The 23,611-nt window shown below is 42.7% G+C and carries 12 protein-coding genes and 1 pseudogene; 5 read left to right on the top strand and 8 right to left on the bottom strand.

The features are described 5' to 3' along the window. Window positions 1–57: 57 nt before the first annotated feature. The 6 genes and pseudogenes from BN161_RS05505 to BN161_RS30370 all read right to left on the bottom strand — a co-directional run bounded on the left by BN161_RS05505 (window position 58) and on the right by BN161_RS30370 (window position 8,775). A complete protein-coding gene (locus tag BN161_RS05505; RefSeq protein WP_044263654.1) occupies window positions 58–630 on the bottom strand; it encodes a Crp/Fnr family transcriptional regulator in 573 nt (190 codons plus the stop codon). A gap of 996 nt (window positions 631–1,626) precedes the next feature. Then, window positions 1,627–2,649, bottom strand: a complete 1,023-nt coding sequence (locus BN161_RS05500) for a virulence RhuM family protein (RefSeq protein ID WP_044263653.1) — start codon at window positions 2,647–2,649, stop codon at window positions 1,627–1,629. 46 nt (window positions 2,650–2,695) lie between these two features. Continuing rightward, entirely contained in the window at window positions 2,696–3,904 is a 1,209-nt protein-coding gene (locus tag BN161_RS05495) for a GIY-YIG nuclease family protein (protein WP_044263652.1), read from the bottom strand. Beyond that, window positions 3,894–5,858 (bottom strand): DEAD/DEAH box helicase, encoded by a 1,965-nt coding sequence (locus BN161_RS05490; protein ID WP_044263651.1) that lies wholly within the window; start codon window positions 5,856–5,858, stop codon window positions 3,894–3,896. The genes BN161_RS05495 and BN161_RS05490 overlap by 11 nt, the downstream gene beginning before the upstream one ends. A gap of 2 nt (window positions 5,859–5,860) precedes the next feature. Continuing rightward, the gene (locus tag BN161_RS05485) at window positions 5,861–8,566 is read right to left on the bottom strand and encodes a class I SAM-dependent DNA methyltransferase (protein WP_044263649.1); all 2,706 of its coding nucleotides are present in this window, start codon (window positions 8,564–8,566) and stop codon (window positions 5,861–5,863) included. 8 nt (window positions 8,567–8,574) lie between these two features. Then, window positions 8,575–8,775 (bottom strand): annotated as a pseudogene (locus tag BN161_RS30370) (helix-turn-helix transcriptional regulator). Window positions 8,776–9,119: 344 nt separating this feature from the next. Between BN161_RS30370 and BN161_RS05480 the strand changes: the two are divergent. Next, entirely contained in the window at window positions 9,120–9,419 is a 300-nt protein-coding gene (locus BN161_RS05480; RefSeq protein ID WP_209441888.1) for a hypothetical protein, read from the top strand. 129 nt (window positions 9,420–9,548) lie between these two features. Here BN161_RS05480 and BN161_RS05475 read toward each other — a convergent pair whose 3' ends face one another. Both BN161_RS05475 and BN161_RS05470 read right to left on the bottom strand, forming a co-directional pair. Further along, on the bottom strand, window positions 9,549–10,934 hold the full coding sequence (locus tag BN161_RS05475) for an ATP-binding protein (protein WP_074435095.1): 1,386 nt from the start codon (window positions 10,932–10,934) through the stop codon (window positions 9,549–9,551). A 165-nt stretch (window positions 10,935–11,099) separates the two neighbouring features. After that, entirely contained in the window at window positions 11,100–12,668 is a 1,569-nt protein-coding gene (locus BN161_RS05470; protein WP_044263646.1) for a glycoside hydrolase family 43 protein, read from the bottom strand. A 243-nt stretch (window positions 12,669–12,911) separates the two neighbouring features. On the opposite strand from BN161_RS05470, the gene BN161_RS05465 reads away from it, so the two are divergent. From BN161_RS05465 to BN161_RS05450, 4 genes are all read left to right on the top strand, one after another. Then, complete coding sequence (locus tag BN161_RS05465) at window positions 12,912–14,483, top strand: cellulase family glycosylhydrolase (protein ID WP_044263644.1); 1,572 nt, start codon at window positions 12,912–12,914, stop codon at window positions 14,481–14,483. Window positions 14,484–14,512: 29 nt separating this feature from the next. After that, a complete protein-coding gene (locus tag BN161_RS05460; RefSeq protein ID WP_044263642.1) occupies window positions 14,513–16,303 on the top strand; it encodes a cellulase family glycosylhydrolase in 1,791 nt (596 codons plus the stop codon). 199 nt (window positions 16,304–16,502) lie between these two features. Further along, window positions 16,503–20,552: a hybrid sensor histidine kinase/response regulator transcription factor gene (locus tag BN161_RS05455; protein WP_044263640.1), complete on the top strand. Its 4,050-nt coding sequence runs from the start codon at window positions 16,503–16,505 to the stop codon at window positions 20,550–20,552. Window positions 20,553–20,688: 136 nt separating this feature from the next. Beyond that, window positions 20,689–23,568 carry a TIM-barrel domain-containing protein gene (locus BN161_RS05450; RefSeq protein ID WP_044263638.1) on the top strand — a complete coding sequence of 960 codons (2,880 nt, stop codon included), beginning with the start codon at window positions 20,689–20,691 and terminating at the stop codon, window positions 23,566–23,568. Window positions 23,569–23,611 lie beyond the last annotated feature (43 nt).

The raw sequence follows: 23,611 nt of genomic DNA, 5'->3' as shown, positions 1-23,611 counted from the left end.
TTTGTTTAGTAAGGTGGCAAAGTTAGGCGTTTGCCCGATTATAAAAATTCACATAGATTAAAAAAATAACTTTTCTGCACGTAAACGGCTTAAATGCTGTGGGGTAATGCCCAAATAGGAAGCTATGTAGATTAACTTAGCTCGTTGGATAACATCGGGCAACTCTTTTATCAATTGTAGATAGCGTTCCTTGGCTGGCAGAAAAAGCCGGCTGATGTGATGCTGGTCCATATATAGCAGACATTCCTGGTGGATCACTCTTCCCCAGTTGGCAATCTCGATATTGGTTTCATAAAGTTGGTTCAGGTCTTCTATGCTGATGGCGTATAGCGTACTGTCTTCCAGAAGTTCCACATACTCATAGCCCGGTTCGTTGTGATACAAGTCTTTCATGGCGAAGGTGATATCGCCTTCGCGTGAGAACCAGATGGTGAGTTCTTTGCCGTCCAGCAGGCAGTAGGAGCGTGCAAAGCCTTTCTCTATGAAATACACGTGGCGGTCAATGACACCTCCCCGTATCAGGAGATGCTTCTTGGGTAGTTCCGCCTTTTTCATTTTCGAGAAAAGCAGGGCTAAGGAAGCATCGGAAACCGGGTAGTAGCGTCGGATGCCGTTTATGATGTTTTGCATATCGTTTGTATTTTAGGAGTATGCTTTCTTTTTGTCAGCAAAGAGAATTGCTATTGTTTGTTGTTTTATAAATAATGCAAATGTATCATTAATATGCAGGAAGAGCAAATCAAGCAAATAAAAACTTGTATGCCGTTAGTAAACAATGCTATGTGAAATTCGTAATAGTTGAAAACGATTGCTTGCTTTCGGTTTTACCTACTTCCTGCACGAACGATATATATATCCTGCATGTTGGATATTAACTTCCTGCGTGTAGGAGCTTAATGTCCTGCGTGTACGGTATATATGTCCTGCATGCACGATATATATATCCTTCTCGGATATGTTATCCGCTATCTTTTTAGTCTTTCCTCGATTTTATAGTCTTCATATACACTTGATAACATATATAGTTATGCCTCGTAACAAGTAATGTTCCGGATGATAACAAGCAATGTTATCATCCGGAATAAGTAATGTTATTTTAGACAGTGAAGGGGGAGAATCCCGGGATTTTATTGTTTGAGTGGTGAGCGTTCACCATTCAACTTCCCTAAACCCTAAATGGTTGTTTCTTTAGTTTCAGCTTTTCAGTTTGTTCGCAAACGCCCTGTTCATGGTACTTCTGGCTGAAAGTTCCCCCACTGAACCCTGAAAAAGAGAGTTTCAGGAAGAGCTTTCAGCCGAAACTACCATGAGTAGGGCGTTGGACGGAAGCTGAAAGATTGGAAACAAAAAAAGTAATTTCACCCTATGGTAGGATAATTGAGTATTCTTCATATTGCTTCTGGGGGTAGTGTTATCTTTTGGGCAGGAAAAAAATAGATAATGTATGATGGTAAAGTAATCTTTCATATGGCGAAAGTCAGGTTGCACTAATAATCTATGCTTTGCTTACATTCAAACAACTCTATGCAAATATAGAGGAGATTTGGTTAATAACCCAAATATTCGGAAGTATTATAACAGAGACCAAGAATCCTTTTCAGTCTCTGTTATAATTTAAGATTTAGACTATTTCTTTTTTCTCTTATTTGTATTCAGTTTTTGAATATCCTTCTCCAACTCTTTGATGCTTTCCAATCGCTCCAGCTGTTTTTGTACCTCCTTGTATTTATCATACTCATCAGCGGCTTTTTGCAGTGCCAATTTATGAGAGATGGATCCGGCGTGTTCCAATATATTTTTGTCATTCATCGTAAGTACCTGCTTTAGTTTCTCAATCCAATCCCGCATATACATCGGTTTGTGCTGGATTGCCTGAGTCTCCGCATAAGCAAGGAATTGTTCTACGATCAATTTCAAAAGCCCAATTTCCTCTTCATTCAAGTAGTTCTTCCCAATTTCCACATCGGCTTTACGAACCTTGTTAGGCAGAGATGTTGATGTCAGCCCCATTTGCGGCAATGCGGCATTTGCCCGATAATAAATCAACTCCGCTGCAGTTTTGCCACTAACCGCCCAAAGAAGTTTGTTTTGTACCTCTTTGTAAAAGGCAAGGGTCATTTCATCGGACGGATCATAATCAATACTAGTGGCGTAAATATCCTTGATTTGTTGATAGAAAAGCCGTTCTGACAAGCGAATTTCTCGAATCCTGTCTAACAGTTCCCGGAAGTAGTTCATGGATGAACCGCTCTTGAATCGCTCATCGTTCAGAGCAAACCCCTTGATGATATAATCCCTCAAACGTTGCGTTGCCCAGATACGGAACTGTGTACCTTGCATAGATTTCACCCTGTAACCGACTGAGATTATTACATCCAAGTTGTAATAATTAACCTCGTGGCTTTGTGTCTTATCTTCAATCGCACCATGCTGAGTGGTTGTTCGGAATTTCCGAACAACCATATTCTCATTCAGCTCTCCTTCTTCGAAGATGTTTTTGATATGCTCACTTATAGTAGATTTAGCCTTTCCAAACAGAGACCCAATCTGCGTCTGTGTTAGCCAAACTGTTTCCTCCGAGAATAGTACATCGACTTTTATCGTACCATCCTGAGACTGATATATGATTATTTCATTTTGTTGTTCCATGTATATTTCTAAATGTTGGAATTGCCCTTCACTCCTTGATTATTATTTATTTTAAAACTATTGTTTTGGTCTCTAAATCATATTTATAGTGTATTATAGATTCATTCAAGACCAGTTCTATAACCTCTTCAATCACACTAAAAGGAACCACAAACCACTCTCGTGGAGTTATTCGCATCCCTTTTGGGTCAAATACATCCACATTTAAACACGCCGATGCAAAAAAACGATCTAATAGTTCTTCAAGTTTGTTTGCATTAATATTATAACAAGCGTACGATGCAACTTTATGAACATCTGCAAACAGGTAGGTCGCTTCATTTTTTGCATTACTGATTCTTTTATCCACAGGTGTGGACGAGAATCCGATCTTGTATAAGTCTTTAATATTAGCAATTGTGGGATTAGTTGATTTTGATTTTACAACGTAAATCCAGCCTGTTTGGGAATCCTCTTTATTCAGCTGATTTGATGTTTTGAAGAAATTCCGTTCAACATTTTCAATTATATCAGTAATAAGTTTCCCTTTTTTCTGAATTTGTTTCCCCAAAGACCGATATAGCATATTGCTATAAGTGCTGTTTTCAAAAATGGTCATTGTTCTACCATCTTTTCTGCGAATGGTTTCTTTTGATAGTTCAACGTCTCTTTTACCAAATTCTATCTTTTCAAGTAGTAGCAATACCCCATCTAGCACATAAAATTGACCTTCTATCAGATTTTTTTCAATATCATATATTGGCAAGAGTTTTCGTTTGCCCGCTTTAATCTCTCTATGAACCTGTTGAAACATTGCCTCATATTTAACAAAATCTTTCTCTTTCATCGATTTTCGTTGGGCAACAATATCAGTTTCCGCTCTATCTGTATCTTTGGGGATATTTTTTAGTCTGAAGATAGATAGTTCTTTATCAGTATCTAATAGGCCATAATCTTCCTCATCATTAAGAATATCATCAATACTTAATTCCTCAATCTCAACATCCCCTAATAAGTTGTGGCGGTCAAATTCTTTGAGAGTACGTTTCATTGAGTCATCTTGTCTGAATGTTTTGAGCCTGGCATAAAGGCTATATTCCGACATACTTGAAGTACTCGGTTCACGTCCCGTTTTATCGATAAACAGATTTATCTCTTCGAAAGAATCAACAAGTCGATCATCTGCTGATTTTTGTCGAGTAACCTTTGACGATGAATTCAGTAACCCAAACTCATCATCTGCAAAAATATCATCTATTGTTATTTTATTGCTCATTTAATGCTCGCTGTCTTTTTAGTTCTCGCAAAAATATAATTGCTTCAGCCATTCTTTTCTCTTTCGGATCGAATGATTGCAGATTGGGAGCCTCGCCGGTTTTTCTTCTCCATTCTTTAATTTGAGGCCACAAAATTATTGCTTCCGCCTCGGTCATTTCGAACTTGGTTGATTGAATATGCTCATCAATTAATTTAAGCACTTGTGCCGTTACTGATTTAGAAAGTATCTCAAATGCTTTTTGGAATGGGTTAATCGTATCTATCAAATCTATATGAATATCATCAATATTGACAAAACTGCCAGCCATTCTTATAAACTTTCGTCCGCCTTGCTCTTCAATAACACTGTTTTTGATTACAGAATCAACAACCACGTGCTGACGTACAGCCTCAACCTCTTCTTCGTTCAAATCCGGGTAAACCTCTCTAATAATTTTGGGTATTAATACAGTATTAATGACTTCCGGTTCTATATTACCGGGCATTGCTTTTAGCATTTGGTCGTTTTGCAGTATCCTCGCCTTTAAATCATTTAAGTCTGTTTCAATAATATCTTTAGCTCTTTGAGACGTCGGAAGTTTAAAACCTCTAATTTTTATTGTGTTCTCATCAACTACTGAATCATCATCTTCATCCTCATTATACTTCGGCTTAAATTTGAAGTTGGGGGCTAGTACTTGTTCCATTAGCAGAGATGCAGTGATTGCTTTTAGCATATTGTTTACCGCAACCTTTACTTCGTCATTTTCTGCATTAGGCTCTGCTACAAGATTAGTAAATTGGGCATGAGTCTTATTCTCGCTATCTCTGGTTGCTCTACCTATTATCTGAATAATTTCGGTTAGCGAACCTCTGTAACCTATTGTCAAGGCGTGTTCGCAATATGGCCAGTCAAAACCCTCTTTTGCCATTCCTAATGCTATTATAATATCTATGGCATCCTGCGATTTTTCTTCTCTCAGATAGTTTGTAATCTTATCTCTTGCACGTGGGTTATCGTTTACAAGGTCTGCAATCTTCAACATTCTGCCTGAACGTTTACTCCTGACATATAGTACTCCTGTTGTTTCATCCTGATACTCAAGTTCGCCCAAGGCTTCAATAATGTGCCCTACCTCCTCTAATTTCTCACGTGAAGATTCAGCAGAATTCACACTTGGGATATGAATGATTGTTTTCTTATTCTCGTCCAAAACCTCTTCTAAAGCAGACATCTCTTTATCCGGCTGTTTTCTGAAATATCGACCCTGATAAAAGTGGTAGCCTATACCCAAAGATTTTAAATATTCATATCCGTTAAGTTGTTCATAATAAGTATATGTAACTTTTGTGAATTTCGCTTCATCCTCCGGCAACAGTACAGGAATATTATCGCCCCTAAAATATGAACCAGTCATTGCAATGATATGAGCATTCGATTTTGCCATAATACTCCTCATTACTTCTCCTAACCGGTTGTCGCCATCGGCAGAAACATGGTGAAATTCATCTATTGCAATCAGGGTATTATTTAGTTTTTTTTCGTCCAAACCATCAAAAGCAAATCGCAGTGTGGCGTGCGTACAAATTAATATTTGTTCGTCACTCTCCAAGAAGTTCAAAAACGCTGTAACTTTACTTTTATCCTCACCCGGAGTGCAAAGGTTATAACGCGGGTTTGGATTCCAATCAGTAAAAAAACCATATTTTGAAAGTTCCGTTGATGCAAAAGATGCACCGATTGATTTTTCGGGAACTGCTACTATCACCTTCTTAATGCCTTGGTGATGTAGTTTCTCAAGTGCAATAAACATCAAAGCTCTCGATTTACCGGATGCCGGTGGAGCTTTAATCAACAGATATTGAGCTGAGTTTGCGGAATATGCTTTTTGCTGCATCTCACGCATACCCATTTCATTCGTTTTTTTACTACTACCTGTTTGGTTATATGTTACTTCTATAAGGTTTACCATAATTATTGTCTCTTTTTACGTTTTGTAGGTTTAGCAAAGAGTGTCTCTTTTGTCGTCATCTCTTCGTAGAGTCTAAAGAGATACTCTAATCTTGCTGTATCATTTGTAAATGGTTGCAGACGGTAACATCGCTCAATAGCCTCATCTAACTCTTTATGGGCTTGTCTAAGTCCCACCGGCATTGTTTCGGGGTCATAGAGCTGAGCCATTGTTTTACTCGGATATTTTGCTCTCTCATCCAGTATTGCAAATACATATAGATTTAGATTTTCTTTTTGCTTCTCTGTGATATTTGGAAAAGGGAAAGTATTATAGCATAGTTTTGCAGAATATCTATAATCTGTTTTCAACCGACCACCAACAGCCCTTACCCATACCATATGCATACGGGAGGTTATTACTGCAAAATGCCAAGGTAAAGCATTGTATACAGCAAAATTTGGAGCTACAATAATGTTATCGCTATTGAGAAATCCAATAGGTATATATTCCCTTTTTTCAGAAGAAACGCTTGGTATTATAATTGATTCTGTGGCTCGGTATCTGACCTCAGCGAATTTATATGGGACACCACTTAGCTCGTTAGTCGATAAACGTTTACTTTTGCACCTTATCTCTCTTGTCTTCTCAAATCTTTCTCTAAGTTTTGGAAAAGAACGTGCTTCATCATACTGGTAATCCTCTATCCATAAGCAATATTTTTTTACATTTCTGATGAATTCTAATGCACCAACCAACTTTCTTATAAATTTACCAGTTTCAGGTTCAGCTAATAACAACTCATCCTTTTCTTCTCTCGATAAAAGCAAATGACCTCCATCATTAGCCATATTTCCAAAGTCTATTTCTGGAAATGTAGAAATAGGCCTACTCCGACTACTAATATAAACATTTGCAGAATCCAATAAATATGCATTTATGTTTTTTGCGAATCGTTTAATATCACCATCAAATATGAATTTTGCAGATTTTGATACATTTCTCAGCCCTACAATGATCACAGTAACGCCTGCATTCCCTTTTGCGTTATTTGTCCATTTGAACGAATGATATACAAAATCTATTTCTACTAAATCACTAAGAATATGAGGCCACAATAACGCAACCTGTTCACCTTGACAAATTGAATTAGTTGATACGAAAGCCGCCTTTGCATTTAATCCTGATATATATTCTTTTGATTTGTAAAACCAACAAGCGATATAATCCATATTGTTATAGCCACGAATTGTATTAAACACAAAGCCCATATCTTTCTTTTGCTCTGCATCTTGTAACCTTGCACCTAAATATGGGGGATTACCGATTATATAAACCTCATCATCTTTCTCAATAGGGCAAATCTCTTTCCACTCCTTCCGACAAGAGTTTCCTTGGACAATATGTCCCGCCTCTTTAAGTGGAAGTATGGGCTTTGATTCGCCATAACCTGCAAGTTGCTCCTCGAAGATCTTATTCATTTGATGCTCTGCTAACCATAGAGAGAGTCTCGCCATTTCGTGAGCAAAGTCGTCAAGCTCTATACCGTAAAATTGAGATAATTTAATTTCTGTATATTCAAGCAAAGTAGGTGTTTGTATCTCGATGATACGTTGTAGAATTTCTATCTCTAATGCTCTAAGCTCTTTATATGTAATAATCAAAAAGTTTCCACTACCGCAAGCAGGGTCAAAAAAATTCATCTTTGACATCCTCGCAATTAACTTGCGTAATTGAGCCACATTATCCCGATGTTTCTCAAACTCTTCATACAACTCATCTAAAAATAGGGGTCTGATAAGTTTTAGAATATTCTCAACCGAAGTATAGTGCATCCCTAAATCGCTACGATACTCAGGTAGCACAACCGCTTGAATCATGGAGCCAAAAATATCGGGATTAATCTCTTGCCACTGTAACTCGCCAAGTCCGATTAAGATCTTTCTCGCTTTTGACGTAAACTTTGGAGACTCAATCGAATCTCTAAATAACCCACCGTTTACATAAGGAAATTTTTCAGCCAAATACACCGGAAATTCATCACTACTCTTAGAGTTTAATCGTTTGAAGAGCTCATTTAAAAACAAGTGCGTATCGCTTCCATCCGGTTGGGTATGTTGAGCCAAAGAGTTTGTAAAAATACTATTCTCCTCAAATATTCCTGTATCTTCGGCAAAAAAGCAAAACAGCAGTCTGGATAAAAATATATTCAAACTATGTATGCTTTCCTTAGATGTGTATATATCATGGTTAACTGTAATTAGGCAGTCGTATAATTCCGCCATCTTATAAGCAGCATCACGGTCAGCTTTATTATCGTTTTTGGTTACATAAACCTCACTACCGGCTAACGGCAGGAAAAAATCATAATGCCTTGGAAGTTCGCTAAACTGAATATCCTTTGTTGTACCTAACCTTAAATCCTTAGCAAGTAAGGTCTTAAAATCAGTGACAATAACAAAACGTGGAGAATGCTTCAATACGCGTTCATCGGTAGAGAGTGATTCGATGCTTATAAGCAGTTTATCAGATTTCTCTTCCTTGAAGAGTACTTTCTTTTTGTACAAAACCTCTCCCTGAACTTTAGAAAGATTGAAGTCACCTTTCTTTAATCGGGTTACTGACGTTTTTGATATTCCGTATGCTATTAGAAAGTCGAATATAAATTCATTTTTAGAGAAATTCTCAAAAATATGTTTGATATTATATTCTATATCTTTACTTTGCATAATATGTTCTACTTGCTACTATTAAACAACTCTTTCATATCAACATTCAGCAACTCGGCTATTTTAGCGAAAGTTTCAACGGATGGTTGGATAGAATTGGAGCACTATCTCGATACTGTAGCAGGATCTTTTCTCAATTGCTCGGTAAGCCATTTTCCTGTCTTTTGCTTCTCTACTAAAACGACTTTTAATCTATTGATATGCTTCATTCTAACTGATTTAACTTGACATTTTATGCAAAGATATTGATTATTCTCGAAAATGGCACAATATTTAGCAAAAAACAGATAAGTTAGTTCTTATATTCTCTGTTATTTTTTTTGCTGTTATATGGGATTAGAATTAGCTTACATCTTAATATATCATTTATTCAAGTTTCGCAAGTTAGAAATCGCTCTTCTACGGCAATATTGGGGACTGGTGCCGGATTAGAATACGCCTACTGCCGGAACCGGACTTTGTCTCTGACAGCTGAAGTTGGTCTAACTGGTTATGTTCTGTCTATGGAACCTTCGGATTGGGGCGTGATGCTCGATATTACAACATAAATTTGTTGCACACTTCTTATTGGAAGCATTTTGCCGTGGGTATCGGACCCACGCTTGGATGGAATGACTGGATATATATTTATAGAGGAGGAGATTTGTCGGAAGATGAACTGGCTGATAGTGAAAAAGAGGACTATTACGGCGAAGAGAACTTTTCTTTCACCCGCTTTGCTGCGGGAGTTGATGTTCAGGTCTATTATTATATCATTTCCCAATTAGGATTCGGTGCAGAATACTCTGCCCGTTGGATGTGGAAAGGGATGCATTCTTTTTTTTGTCTCCTCCCAAAATGTACTTACCTGTAAAATAATAGAAAAACGTTCTGTTTCATGTCAGCAAGAAGTTAGGAGTTTGTCGACAGGAAGTTAACTTCTTGTTGACAAACTTCTAACTTTTTGTGAACAGAAAATTGGCTTTTTGTAATACCTTAATAGTCAACAGTAAAAGCTCACTTGTGTAAGTTTTGTTTGTGGATAAAAATTGATGTGAAATGAATGAACTGAACAGTTGCTTATATTAAAGAGTAAGTACTTTCGGTAGAGCAAACAACAGATACACGGGATGTTTATTAGTTTCCCATTTTTTTCATACGGCAGTAAACTGGTACGGAAAAGAAGTTGCGGATTGTATTCTTTATCGTACACTTTCAGACTTTTAGCATGTACGTTATTGCCGGCTTTAGCTTCCAACGGATATGCCCGAAGACCATCGGAGAAGAGAAAGTCAACTTCGGCATTTGCATCGGAAGTCCAATAATAGTTGGCATTGAGTTGAGGAAAAAGAGAGAGCTCTTGTAGAACATATTGCTTCGTCAGTGCTCCTTTAAATTCTTCAAATATCCGGCTTCCTTCGATGAATACTTTAGGCGACAGTCCACTCATGACCCGCAAGAGCCCGACATCAAGCAGGAATACTTTAAAAGATTGTAAGTCTTCGTATGCTTTCAATGGTACATCCGGTTTACGTACACGGTAAGTCCGGCGAATAAGTCCGGTGTCATGAAGCCACATTAATGTGTCCTCATATTCGCGGGCACGTGCTCCTTCACGTACCATGCCATAAACGAATTTCTTATTTTCTTTTGCCAGTTGAGAGGGGATACTCTGCCACACATATCTGATTTTGGCTATCAGATTAGAAGGAGCATGTTTCGAAAAATCACTTTGATAAGCGCTCAACAGTTGTTCCTGTATCTTTTCCACTTCAAAAAAGTCTTGTGTATCCAGCCAGCTTTGCACGGCAGCAGGCATTCCACCGATGATGAAATAGCGTTTTAAATGCTCTTGCAATTTTTCGGTGAAAGCATTGGTATCTAAATTGCCGTTCATCACATAGTCAAGTAGCAGTTCTTCTCCGTTGGCAAGTAGAAATTCTCGAAAAGAGAGAGGTTGCAGAGTTAAGAATTCTACTTTACCTACAGGAAAAGAAGTTCCCTGATGTAGTGCTACTCCCAGCAGGGAACCTGCACAGCAAATGGCGTATTCGGGCGCCTCTTCAGTGAAGTACTTTAAAGAAGTCAATGCGCGCGGAACTTCCTGCACCTCATCGAAAATGATAAGTGTCTTCCCGGGCTGAATGCGTTTGCCATGGAATACGGAAAGTTGTTCAATGATGCGCTCCGGACTGATGTTTCCCTCAAATATATTATTAATGGAATTGTTCTGTTCAAAGTTGATATAACAGATGTCTTCGAAGCATTCCGTACCGAATGTTTTCAGTAACCAGGTTTTGCCAACCTGCCGTGCTCCTTGAAGTATCAAGGGCTTGCGTCCCTGTTTGTTTTTCCATTGGATAAGTTCTTCTATCAGTAATCGTTTCATTCTTTTTTGCTTTTATACGCAAATATGCTTATAATAAGAAGCTTATGCAAGGGAAATCACATTTTCCTATGGACGAAAACCCTATTTTATCACATTTTTCGATGGACAAAGCTGGGTTTCTATCACATTTTCTTATGGACTCTTCTGCTTTTTGAAGTGCAATATTTATTCCCCTTGATACTCAAAATACCCGAATTCCGCATGCCCCTTTGATGAGGCGGAACCGGACACGGCATACATTCCTAAGATGATCCCTGTAAATCCGCCTGCTGTTTCCGTACTGATATACCGGGCGTTCATCTTACCAAGTTCCCGGAAATTCGTTCCGTCCGTGGCGTACTCAAATAAATAAATATCGTTATTACCCTTCACCCGAAGTTGCACTTTACCTTCAGGGATGCTGATTTCTTTTTCTACATGAGTCAGTTCCCCTAACCGATAACGGAGGATTACCGATTGCTTCTTGTCAGCATCCTGCCTGACAGACAAATCGTAATGCGAATGATTCTCCATGAATACCGTCAACCCCGCTTCATCCTGCGGACGGGTTTTCTGTAATTCTACCGAAGTACTTGCCGTGAAATCAATATGCTGCTGTCTGCGGCCTACAAACGTCGGACTGTCCATACTGTTCAGACTGACCGGAGTCATCTTCAGCCGGAGCATACCTTGCGGACTGCAACTGTAATTCTCTGTTTTCGGATTGCGGAGATAGACCCATTCCGGCCCCAACTTTCCGTTTGCGAATGTCGTTCGTACAGGCTTGGGAGAAACAGGATATTGTGGCAGAGTGGGCACATCCATCTGAATCGCCATCGTTCCGTCTCCATTCACCACAGGCCAGGCATCCTTATCCCAACGAACGGGGGCAAGGAACGTTTCACGTCCCAGCAAATGGTGACTTCCTGTCTGCGGACGGAATGCGAGGCATACCACCCACCACGAACCGTCGGCAGCCTCTACGAAGTCAGCATGTCCCGTGCCTTGTATCGGACTGTTCTGCGCGTTCTTGTTTATGTGCGTCAGGATAGGATTGGCCGGATTGCTTTCATACGGGCCGTCGATGTCGCGGCTGCGGGCGATGGTCACTTTATGCCCGTATTCCGTTCCACCTTCGGAAATCAGCAGGTAATACCAGCCGTCTTTCTTATAAATATGCGGTCCTTCCGGGTGGCGTCCTCCCGTGCCGTTCCAGATGCGTCTGGATGCTGTAAGCTGTTCTCCGGTCATGGGGTTGATTTCACATAGATAGATGCCTACGTCCGGATTGCTCACCAGGTAGCACTTACCATCTTCAAAATAGAGGGACGGGTCGATGCCTCCTTGCTTTATCCATACAGGTTCGGACCATTCTCCGCGAGGGTCGGTGGCGTGTACCAGGAAATTTCCTTTGTCCGAGACGTTGGTGGTTATCATATAGAATACACCTTCGTGGTGGCGGATGGTAGGGGCGTAGATGCCGCCCCACGTTCCTGCATTGGTCAGTTTCACCTGCGACGGGCGGCTCAGGCAGTTGCCTATCTGTTCCCAATGAATCAAGTCTTTACTATGAAACAACGGAACACCCGGAAAATAACAGAAACTGCTGTTCACCAGATAGTAGTCTTCACCTACCCGGCAAACGCTGGGATCGGGATGGAAACCGGGAATGACGGGATTCTGATAACCTTGTTGAGCGTGTGAGAAACAGCTCATGCCCATCATCACACATAAGAATAAAAGGAATTTCTTCATGTTAAAAGTGTTTTTATAAGTCAGATATGAGTAACATTTACTCTCAAAGATAGGGCTTTACACGGTTCCAGCAAAGCCTCCGGACGATATGTCGGTTATTGGAAACCTTTTATCCCGGAGGGATAACAAATTATACCGTTCCATATAACATCCTGAATCAACTGTATGTCCGTTTTGCCCTATCTTTGCCAACACGGATTTCTATCCTTAACCTGACATTTAAGAACGAAAAACATTACGGTCATGAATAAAATTAAAACTTGTCTTGTCTTTCTTTTCACGATTGCGCTTTCCGCTTTTGCGGTGGCTTGTTCCAGCAATGACGATGAAACCGTTATGCCGGAAATCGTGATCCCCGAAAATATTCTGACGAACGGGCTGAACTTCTCCGGAACCGGAGGAACAAATACGCTCTCTATCAAGTCGAATGTGTCGCTGGAAGTTACCAGCAGTCAGACTTGGTGCACGGTGACCCCGGTTTCTTCTACTTCGAGCACAGTCCTTAAATATACGATAGATGTAGAACCTAATACCGGTACGGATGAGCGCACGGCTACTATTAGCGTGAAAGGTGGTAACTTGGCGGAACAGAAGTTCAACATCGTGCAGTCGGCCGGTGAGGTTGATGAACCTGATGAACCCGGTGGGCCCGCTGAACCCGGTTCGAATGAAATAGCAGGAGAGACCCCCTGGGCTGTAGCCAAAAGCCTGGGTTTGGGTTGGAATCTGGGAAATCAACTGGATGCATATAGTAATGGCATAGCTAATGAAACAATCTGGGGCAACCGGAAGACAACGCAAGCCTTGTTTGACAAACTGGCTGTCGCAGGAATCACTACCGTACGTATTCCGGTCACCTGGATGGGACATATCGGAGCCGCTCCCGGCTATGAAATTGAGAAAGCATGGTTGGACCGTGTTGCCGAAGTAGTGGGTTATGCGGAGAAGGCAGGCTTGAATGCTATTGTCAATATTCATCATGATGGGGCGGACAGCAGTTATTGGCTGAATATAAAAGAGGCTGCCAAGAGTGAAAGCAAGAATACTGCCGTCAAGGCCGAGTTGGAAGCTATATGGACGCAAATTGCAGAACGGTTTAAAGATAAAGGAAACTTCCTGGCATTCGAGTCGATGAACGAAATACATGACGGCGGCTGGGGCTGGGGCGGGAACCGCACGGACGGTGGAAAACAATATGCGGTACTGAACGAGTGGAACCAGGTGTTTGTGGATGCGGTGCGTGCCGTTGGTGGTGAGAATGCCGACCGTTTTCTCGGTGTGCCGGGCTACTGCACCAATCCGGAGCTTACGATAAGCTCTTTCAAACTGCCCACGGATAAGGTGCAGAATCGTCTGATGGTAGCTGTGCATTTCTACGACCCTTACGAGTATACATTGAATGCTGCCTATTCTGAATGGGGACATACCGGGGCTGCGGGCAAGAAAGTCAGCGGAGGAGATGAAGACAATGTGAAGGATATATTCGGAAAACTGAAAGCGGCTTACGTGGATAAAGGCATCCCGGTATACATTGGAGAGATGGGTTGTGTGCATCGTGCGACTGCCCGTGAAGAATCCTTCCGCAAGTATTATCTGGAATATGTGTGCAAAGCGGCGAAAGAGTATGGTATGGCACCGGTCTACTGGGACAACGGTGGAACAGGAGCAGGAAAGGAAGAGTCCGGTCTGTTCAATCATGCTACGGGTGATTATCTGAATAATGCGGAGGAAATAGTAGGAGTAATGAAGAAGGCTGTTTTCACGGAAGATGCTTCCTATACATTACAGTCTGTTTATAACAATGCTCCGCAATAAATTAAGGCTAATGATAAAAAAGAAATAAGATGAAAAATACTATTAAACAACTGGGGATTTGCCTGGTACTGTCCGTACTGTCCCTTTTTCCTGTCTTGACAGCTTGTTCTGACAGTAATGATGAGCCGGCTGCGCCGGAAATCGTAATTTCCGAAAACATTCTGACGAATGGAATGAATTTCTCCAAAACAGGAGGAGCGAGCACACTTTCTATCAAGTCGAATGTGTCACTGGAAGTCACCAGCAATCAGGATTGGTGTACGGTAACTCCCGCTGCTTCCGCTTCGGCTACAGTCCTTAAATATACGGTGACGGTGGAAGAAAATCCTGATGCGGTGGAACGCACTGCCACTATTACCGTGAACGGCGGTGGTTTGACGGAAACGTTCAACGTTGTGCAGGTGGCAGCCAACGGACTGATTGTAGAATCTTGTTCTCCTGAAGCGGTTGCTGCCGAAGGTGGAATCTTTACGGTGAATCTGAAAGCGAATGGCGATGTCACGGTCACTATTCATGATAGCTGGATACGTGAGACTAATACCCGTGCAATGTCTGCGGTGACTAAAACCTTTAGCATTGCCGCCCATTATGGTGAGGCTCGCGAAGGAACCATCACCTTTACTCTGGGAGATTTTACAGAGACTGTTACTGTAAAGCAGCTTGCCGGTGAGTTGCCTGATGTCGGTATGGAGAGTGATGCCATGACTTTGGCTGCGAAGATAAAACTCGGGTGGAATCTGGGGAATTCTTTGGAAGCGTGCAATGTGACTTACGCAGACGGTTTTGTGTGGGGAACGAACTCGCTGAGTGACATGGATCCGGGAGAAACCAAATGGGGAAATCCCGTAACTACACAGAAAATGATCAGTGCTGTAAAAGCTGCCGGTTTCAATGCAGTGCGCATTCCTTGTGCCTGGTATGGATATATGGAGAATGAGACGGACTATACAATTAAAGCTTCCTGGCTGAACCGTGTGCAGGAAGTGGTGGATTATTGTTATGCCGAGAATATGTATGTCATCCTGAATATCCACTATGACGGAGGCTGGCTGGAAAAGAATTGTAAAGCAGCCGTACAGGATAATGTGAACAAGGTGCAGAAGGCTTTGTGGACGCAGATTGCCGAGAAGTTCAAGGACTATGACGAACATTTGCTATTTGCCGGATGTAACGAACCCAATGCTGCCAATGCCACTGAAATGGAAGTGCTGAAGTCATACGAACAGACCTTCATAGATGCCGTGCGTGCTACAGGTGGGAACAATGCACTTCGCAACCTGATTGTGCAGGGACCCAATACTGATATCACGAATACTTCGGATTATGGCCAGCTGCCTGTGGATAATGTACCTGACCGCCTGATGGTGGAGATACACTACTACACCCCGTGGAACTTCTGCGGAATGGAAAAAGATGAAAGCTGGGGAAAGATGGCCTACTTCTGGGGAACCGAATATCATGTGGACGGATCTGACAGGAACTACCAACCCGGCGGTTACGCAAGTGCGGAAGCGGAAATGGAAGCTCTTTTCAAAAAGATGCAGATGAAATATGTAAGCCAGGGCATTCCGGTGATCTTGGGTGAGTTTGGTGCCAACAGGCGTTCTTCCCTAACCGGAGATGAGCTGACCAAGCATTTGGCTTCGCGCGCTTACTATCTGAAAACGGTGGTTGCCAATGCCGGAAAGTATGGTCTTGTTCCTTTCTACTGGGACAATGGATATAATGGAGACAATACGATGGCTCTCTTTAACCGCAATACCTGTAAGGTTTATGACCAGCAAGCACTGGATGCTCTGATAGAGGGGATTGCAAACTAATTGGGAAAGATAGGTTTTTCATAAATATAGGTTCTCTTAGCTGAGAGATAGGTTTTTAATACAGGTTTTTTTTTGATTGGTTCTGGGAAGCGGCTTCTGTGAGGGAAGTGGCTTCCCTATTTTCTATGGAAAACTTTGTTTATACAGTAATTTTTTGTTTCATTTGTAATGTGTTAGCTACCACCTTATACCTAATGCCATGAAGAGATTGATTTTACTTATTGTACTGGTCGTTGTAATGTGCTTCTCTGCCGTTGCGCACAATTTCATGTTCAAGCACCTGGAAGTCAGGGACGGGATGCCCAGCAACCAAATTAATGCTATCTATAAGGATTCGAGAGGCTTTATGTGGTTCGGAACCGCATCCGGCCTGACGCGTTACGACGGATATCGTTTCAAAGTCTTTTATAGTTCGGATAATGACCCCACATCTTTGCCCGACAGCTACATCGAGAAAATAGTGGAAGACGGTGAAGGCCGTTTGTGGATACGTACCGGAGAGAATGGATATATCATATATAATTGGGATACGGAAAACTTTGTGCGTGATGTGCGTTCCTGGATGTGGAACATCGGAATAGACGGGACTCCCCGGCATGTATTTGTAGACAGCCTGAAGAATATGTGGTTTGCCGTGGACGGGAAGGGGTGTTATCGCTACCGTCCCGGAGAGAAAAAGGCGGATGTCCTGCCTTTCGGTGAGAAAGGAATACCCGAAGGTATCATTATCGATATGATTGAGTGCAAGGATGGCGTTGTATTGGTATATGAGAACGGGCACGTGTTCTGCATCGACCGTGAAGAAGTAAAGGTGAAGTGGGAATTGACGGATATAATGAAAAAGATGGGAAACCGCACCGATATTTTCTTCTTGTATGTGGATAAGGACGAGGATTTATGGATATACGGCTCTCCCGGCGTGTGGGCGTATAATCTGCCGGAAAAGAAATGGCAGTCGCAATGGGACTTTAACGACAGGGGACAGGCACATGTGGTTGCCATTGCCCAGGATAGGCAGGGGCGCATCTGGTTTGGAAAAGACCAGGATGGCATTGACATCTGGAATAAGGCGACAGGCGAAACCGTTTCACTTACTTATAATGTGGATGATGAACGCGGATTGCCCAACAATACCATTAACGTGTTTTATGAGGATGACAGCGGGGTGATGTGGATAGGGACTTATAAGAAAGGTGTGGCCTATTATAATGAGAGCATTTTTAAGTTTTCCATCAACCGCCTGGGCGATATCAACTGCCTGGAAGAGTGTGGCAATAGTTGCCTGTGGTTGGGTAGCAACGATGCCGGATTAATCCATTGGAACTCACGGACGGACGAAAAGAAAATATATACCCACTCACGGACGGGAAATTCCATAGCCTCCAATGTAGTGGTCACTTTGTTGCAGGCAACCGACGGCAAACTGTGGATAGGCACTTTCTGGGAAGGTCTGGACTGTTTTGACGGTAAACGCTTCGTGAATTACTGCAACCGTCCCGGAGATGAGAATTCACTGGCTAACAATAATGTCTGGGCACTGGCGGAAGACAAGGATGGAAATATATGGATTGGTACGTTAGGCGGAGGCCTGCAATGCCTGAATCCGAAGACGGGGAAATTTATCACCTATACCATGGCTAATTCCGACCTCATCTCCAATCATATTTCTTCTATCTGCATCACCCGCGACAATCGGCTTGTTATCGGCACCGCTTCTACGGGTGTTGCCATTATGGATTTGAACACCCGGAAGATAACCAATATGGTAGGTAACCTGTCGGGGAGCCAGCGTTTCTCCAATCAAAGTATAAACCAGGTTTATGAAGATAGCCGGGGACTGATATGGATAGGAACGCGCAATGGGCTGAATCTGTATAACCCGAAGAACGACCATTTGCAGATTGTCTCTTCCGGTCGGGACGAAGCAAAGGAATACATTGCCGGTATCGCGGAGGATGAGAACAAAAATATGTGGGTGACCACGGGGAACGGGGTACTGAATATTATCCCTTCCATCGATACTAAAACCGCAGATTATGCATTCCATTATTATGTATATGATGATAAGGATGGTTTGCAAGGGTCGGAGTTCAATCAGCGTTCCATCAAGCGGCTCACTTCGGGGGAGATTGCGATGGGGGGCATGTACGGACTCAATACGTTCAGTCCCAACGGCATCAAATATAACCTTACGCTGCCGAAGGTGATGTTTACCGGCTTCCAGCTGTTCAATGAAGAGATTGAAATCGGGAAGGAGTACGGAGGGCGCGTCTTGCTGCGCGAGTCGTTGAATAAAGTCAGGGAGATAGAGCTCGACTATAAACAGAATGTCTTCACCGTGCTGTTTGCATCGGACAATTACATCGTGCCTGATAAGACCCGGTATTTGTACAAGCTGGAAGGTTTTAACGAAGACTGGCTGTCGGGTACGGCCGATATGCACCGCGTCACTTACACGAATCTGGCGCCCAGTACTTACCAGCTGAAAGTAAAAGCCGTCAATGGTGACGGATATGCAGGGACGGAGGAAGCGAGCCTTAAGATTATCATCCGGCCGCCTTTCTGGATGGCCCCTTGGGCGTATGTCATTTATGCTCTGTTGCTGATGGGGCTACTGATACTTGCCCGCAATGCAGTGCTGCGCCGTGAGCGTAATAAATTCAAGATACAGCAGATGGAGCATGAGGCGGAGAGGAATGAGGAGGTGAACCAAATGAAATTCCGTTTCTTCACCAATGTGAGCCACGAGTTGCGTACTCCGTTGACGCTGATTATCTCACCGTTGGAGAGCATGATAAAAGAGACGAAGGATGAAAGGAAACTGGGTCAGCTGAAGTTGATGCACCGCAATGCCTCGCGCTTGCTGAATTTGGTGAATCAGCTGCTGGACTTCCGCAAGAATGAGGTGGCAGGCCTGCATCTCAGCCTTTCCGAAGGAGAAATCGTGTCGTATGTTCACTCTATATGCAACTCATTCCTGATGCTTTCGGAAAAGAAGAACGTGCATCTTACTTTTTTCTCGGCAATCGAATCGCTGAATATGTCGTTCGATGAGGATAAGATAGGTAAGGTAGTGATGAATCTGCTTTCTAATGCGTTTAAGTTTACTCCGGATGGAGGGAGGGTGGATGTCTCTCTTGAACTGATAAAAGGAACTACGGAAACATTAGAAATCAAAGTATCCGATACGGGGGTAGGTATCAGCGACCTTGATAAAGAACGTATATTCGAACGTTTCTATCAATCGGAGCGTAAAGGCGATGGTAACCCCAGTACGGGGAGTGGTATCGGTTTGAGTCTGGTGCGCGATTACGTTACGCTGCATGGCGGTGTGGTGCGCGTGTTCGACAATGTGGGTACGGGCAGTGTGTTTGTGGTAGATATTCCGGTGAAACATTCGGTGGTGAACGTAGCGACTCCACTCTCGGAAGAAGCTGCGGAAGAGGATGCGGTGGCACTTGCTTCGGTGGAAGAATTGAATGATGAAGAATGGAAGAAGCCACTTGCACTGATTGTGGATGATAATGAAGATTTTGTTTCTTTCATGCGCTATACATTAAGTCTGTATTTCCGCATAGAATCTGCCGGAAACGGAAAGATAGCCTGGCAGATGATACCGGAATTGATGCCGGATATCATCGTTTGTGATGTGATGATGCCTGAAATGGACGGGAACGAACTGTGCCGTTGGGTGAAGGCTGACAAGCGTACAAGTAATATTCCGTTTGTGTTGCTTACGGCCAAGCAATCCGTAGAGAATAAGGTGGAAGGTCTGACGATTGGTGCGGATGACTATGTGACGAAACCTTTCAATATGGAGGTACTAATTTTGCGCATGCGCAAACTGATAGATTTGAGTAGCAAAAATAAACTTCGCACCCGTATTGATCCCGAACCGAGTGAAATCGTTATCACTTCGATGGACGAAAAGCTGATTGAGAATGCGATAAAGTATGTGGAGACGCATATTGCCCGTCCCGATTTGTCTGTGGAAGAATTGAGTCATGAACTGGGCATGAGCCGGGTGCATCTCTATAAAAAGCTGTTGCAGATTACCGGTAAAACTCCGATAGAATTTATTCGTATTATCCGATTGAAACGTGCGGCACAACTTCTGCGCGAGAGCCAGCAGAATGTGTCGGAGGTTGCCTATCAGGTGGGCTTCAATAACCCCAAATATTTCAGTAAGTATTTCAAGGATGAATTTGGTGTTTTACCCTCTGTATATCAGGAAAAGGAGGGTAAATAACAAAAAGTACCCATTGTTGAAACATCTGATATTTCTATAAATCAAATAAGCCCTTTCCTTTCAACATCGGGAGGGCTTGTTTACTGTATGATTTCCTACTTTTACACTCGGAGAAAATAACTTTAAAAACAAAGATATGAAATTGAAAAACACTTCAGTTTGTTTGCTCGCAGGATGGATGCTGATGGCATGCTCCGGAGGCGGGTATGAGAAGACGAGTAACGGCATTATTGTAAATGTCGAACAACAGCAACCGACGGATGTGCGAAAGGTGAAGGTTGAAGTAATGGGAGAGAAGTTGATTCATGTGTCGGCCACTCCCGAAAAAAACTTTTCAAAGGCGGAAAGCCTGATTATAGTTCCTCAAAAAGATAAGACGGATTTCAGCGTGGAAGAAAGTGAAGATGTCGTTTCGGTAAAAACCTCAGAGGTGTGCGCCATCGTATCCAAATCTACGGGTGAAGTACGTTTTACCGATGCTTCCGGTAACCTGATTTTGGCGGAAGATGAGAAAGGCAGGAGTTTCCAGCCTATCGAAGTGCAGGGAACAAAGGCGTATACGGTACGTCAGGTATTCCAGTCACCCGATGATGAGGCGTTCTACGGACTGGGACAACACCAGGCTGATGAATTCAACTATAAAGGTAAGAACGAGGAACTTTTCCAGTATAATACAAAGGTTTCCGTACCTTTTATCGTTTCCAATAAGAATTACGGTATTCTGTGGGATAGTTATTCGCTTTGCCGTTTCGGCGATCCGCGTGATTATGCACAGTTAAGCACAGTTTTCAAACTCTATGATAAGGAGGGTAAGGAAGGTGCTTTGACAGGAACATACGTACCCTCTCAGAAATCAACAGCGGAAACACTGGTACGCCGGGAAGATTCTGTTTATTTTGAACATCTGAAATCGGAAGATTTGTCGAAAGTCGTGAACTTACCAGAAGGATTTCCTTTCATGGGTTCACAGGTGACGTATGAAGGAGAAATTGAGCCGATGGAGAGTGGCCGGTTCCGTTTCATCCTCTATTATGCAGGATATATGAAGGTGTATATTGACAATGAACTGGTGGTTCCCGAACGTTGGCGTACGGCTTGGAACCCGAACAGTTATAAGTTTGCCGTCGATTTGAAAGCCGGTAAACGTGTTCCATTGAAAATTGAATGGATTCCTGACGGATATGTATCCTATTGCGGTTTGCGTGCGTTGTCTCCTGTATCTGCTGAAGAACAGAATAAACAGTCGTGGTGGGGAGAAATGCAGAATGAAATTGATTATTATTTTGTTTATGGCGAGGATATGGACGAGGTAATCAGTGGCTATCGTGCTCTGACCGGAAAATCACAAATCATGCCGAAGTGGGCGATGGGATACTGGCAGAGCCGCGAACGTTATAAGACGCAGGAAGAAATACTGGATGCTTTGAAGGAATTCCGTAAACGTCAGATTCCCATTGATAATATTGTGCTCGATTGGAGCTACTGGCCGGAAAATTCCTGGGGTAGTCATGAGTTCGACAAAGCTCGTTTCCCTGATCCGAAAGGAATGGTAGATTCTATTCATGCCCTGAATGCCAAGATGATGATTTCCGTTTGGCCGAAATTCTATATGACTACGGAACATTATAAAGAGTTTGATGAAAAAGGCTGGATGTATCAGCAGGCCGTTAAAGACAGCATCCGTGACTGGATTGGCCCCGGCTACGTCGGTTCTTTCTATGATGCTTATGCTGAGGGTGCACGGAAGCTGTTCTGGAAACAGATGGAAGATCATCTTTATCCCCTCGGAATTGATGCCTGGTGGATGGATGCCAGTGAACCGAATGTACGCGACTGCACGGATTTGGCTTACCGGAAAGCTTTATGTGGTCCGACTGCTCTCGGTCCGTCCGATCAATATTTCAATGCGTATGCGTTGATGAATGCTGAGGCTATTTATGACGGGCAACGTGCCGTAGACAATGACAAGCGTGTATTCTTGCTGACTCGTTCGGGATTTGCCGGATTGCAACGTTATTCTACCGCAACGTGGAGTGGCGATATCGCTACCCGTTGGGAAGATATGAAGGCACAGATTTCTGCCGGACTGAATTTTGCAGTCAGCGGTATTCCTTACTGGACAATGGACATTGGCGGATTCTGCGTAGAAAAACGCTATGAAGACGGACAAAAGGAATTCAACAGGACCGGAAAAGAGAATGCGGACTATAAGGAATGGCGCGAGTTGAATACGCGTTGGTATCAGTTTGGCGCATTCTGCCCGTTGTTCCGTGCACATGGACAGTATCCGTTCCGTGAGGTGTGGAATATAGCTCCCGAAGGACATCCGGCTTATAGTTCTATAGTGTATTATACGAAGTTGCGCTATACGATGATGCCTTATATTTATTCATTGGCCGGGATGACTTATTTTGATGATTATACGATTATGCGTCCGCTGGTAATGGACTTTACGGCAGATACAAAGGTGAATAATATCAGTGACCAGTTTATGTTTGGTCCGGCGTTGATGGCGGCTCCGGTGTATGAGTATGGTGCACGCAATCGGGAAGTCTATTTCCCGGCAACTTGCGGTTGGTATGATTTCTATACTGGTAAGTACATGGCCGGTGGGCAACAGTTGAAAGTGGACGCTCCCTATGAACGCATGCCGCTCTATGTATGCGAAGGGGCTATTGTGCCTTACGGACCGGAAATGCAGTATAGTGATGAGAAGCCTGCGGAAGAAATTACACTGTATGTATATGCGGGTAAAGATGGTGAGTTCACTTTGTACGAGGATGAAGGTGTGAATTACAACTACGAAAAAGGACAGTATGCCACCATCCCGTTTACTTACAATGATGCGGAGGGTACTCTGACTATTGGTGACCGTGCAGGAGAATTTCCCGGTATGTTGAAAGAACGTATATTCAACGTTGTAAAGGTAAGTAAGGATAAGCCGCAACCTTTTGACGCGAAGGCTAAGGGGGTGACGGTGAAGTTTGATGGGAAGCGGCAGAGTGTAAAATTGTAAAACGAGTAAATGATAATTTAGCGGCGAAGCCGCTAAATTAAGT

Source organism: Bacteroides timonensis (genome assembly GCF_000513195.1).
Lineage (GTDB): Bacteria > Bacteroidota > Bacteroidia > Bacteroidales > Bacteroidaceae > Bacteroides > Bacteroides timonensis.
The sequence above is the reverse complement of the archived record's forward strand: the minus strand, read 5'-3'. Positions and strand labels throughout refer to the sequence as shown.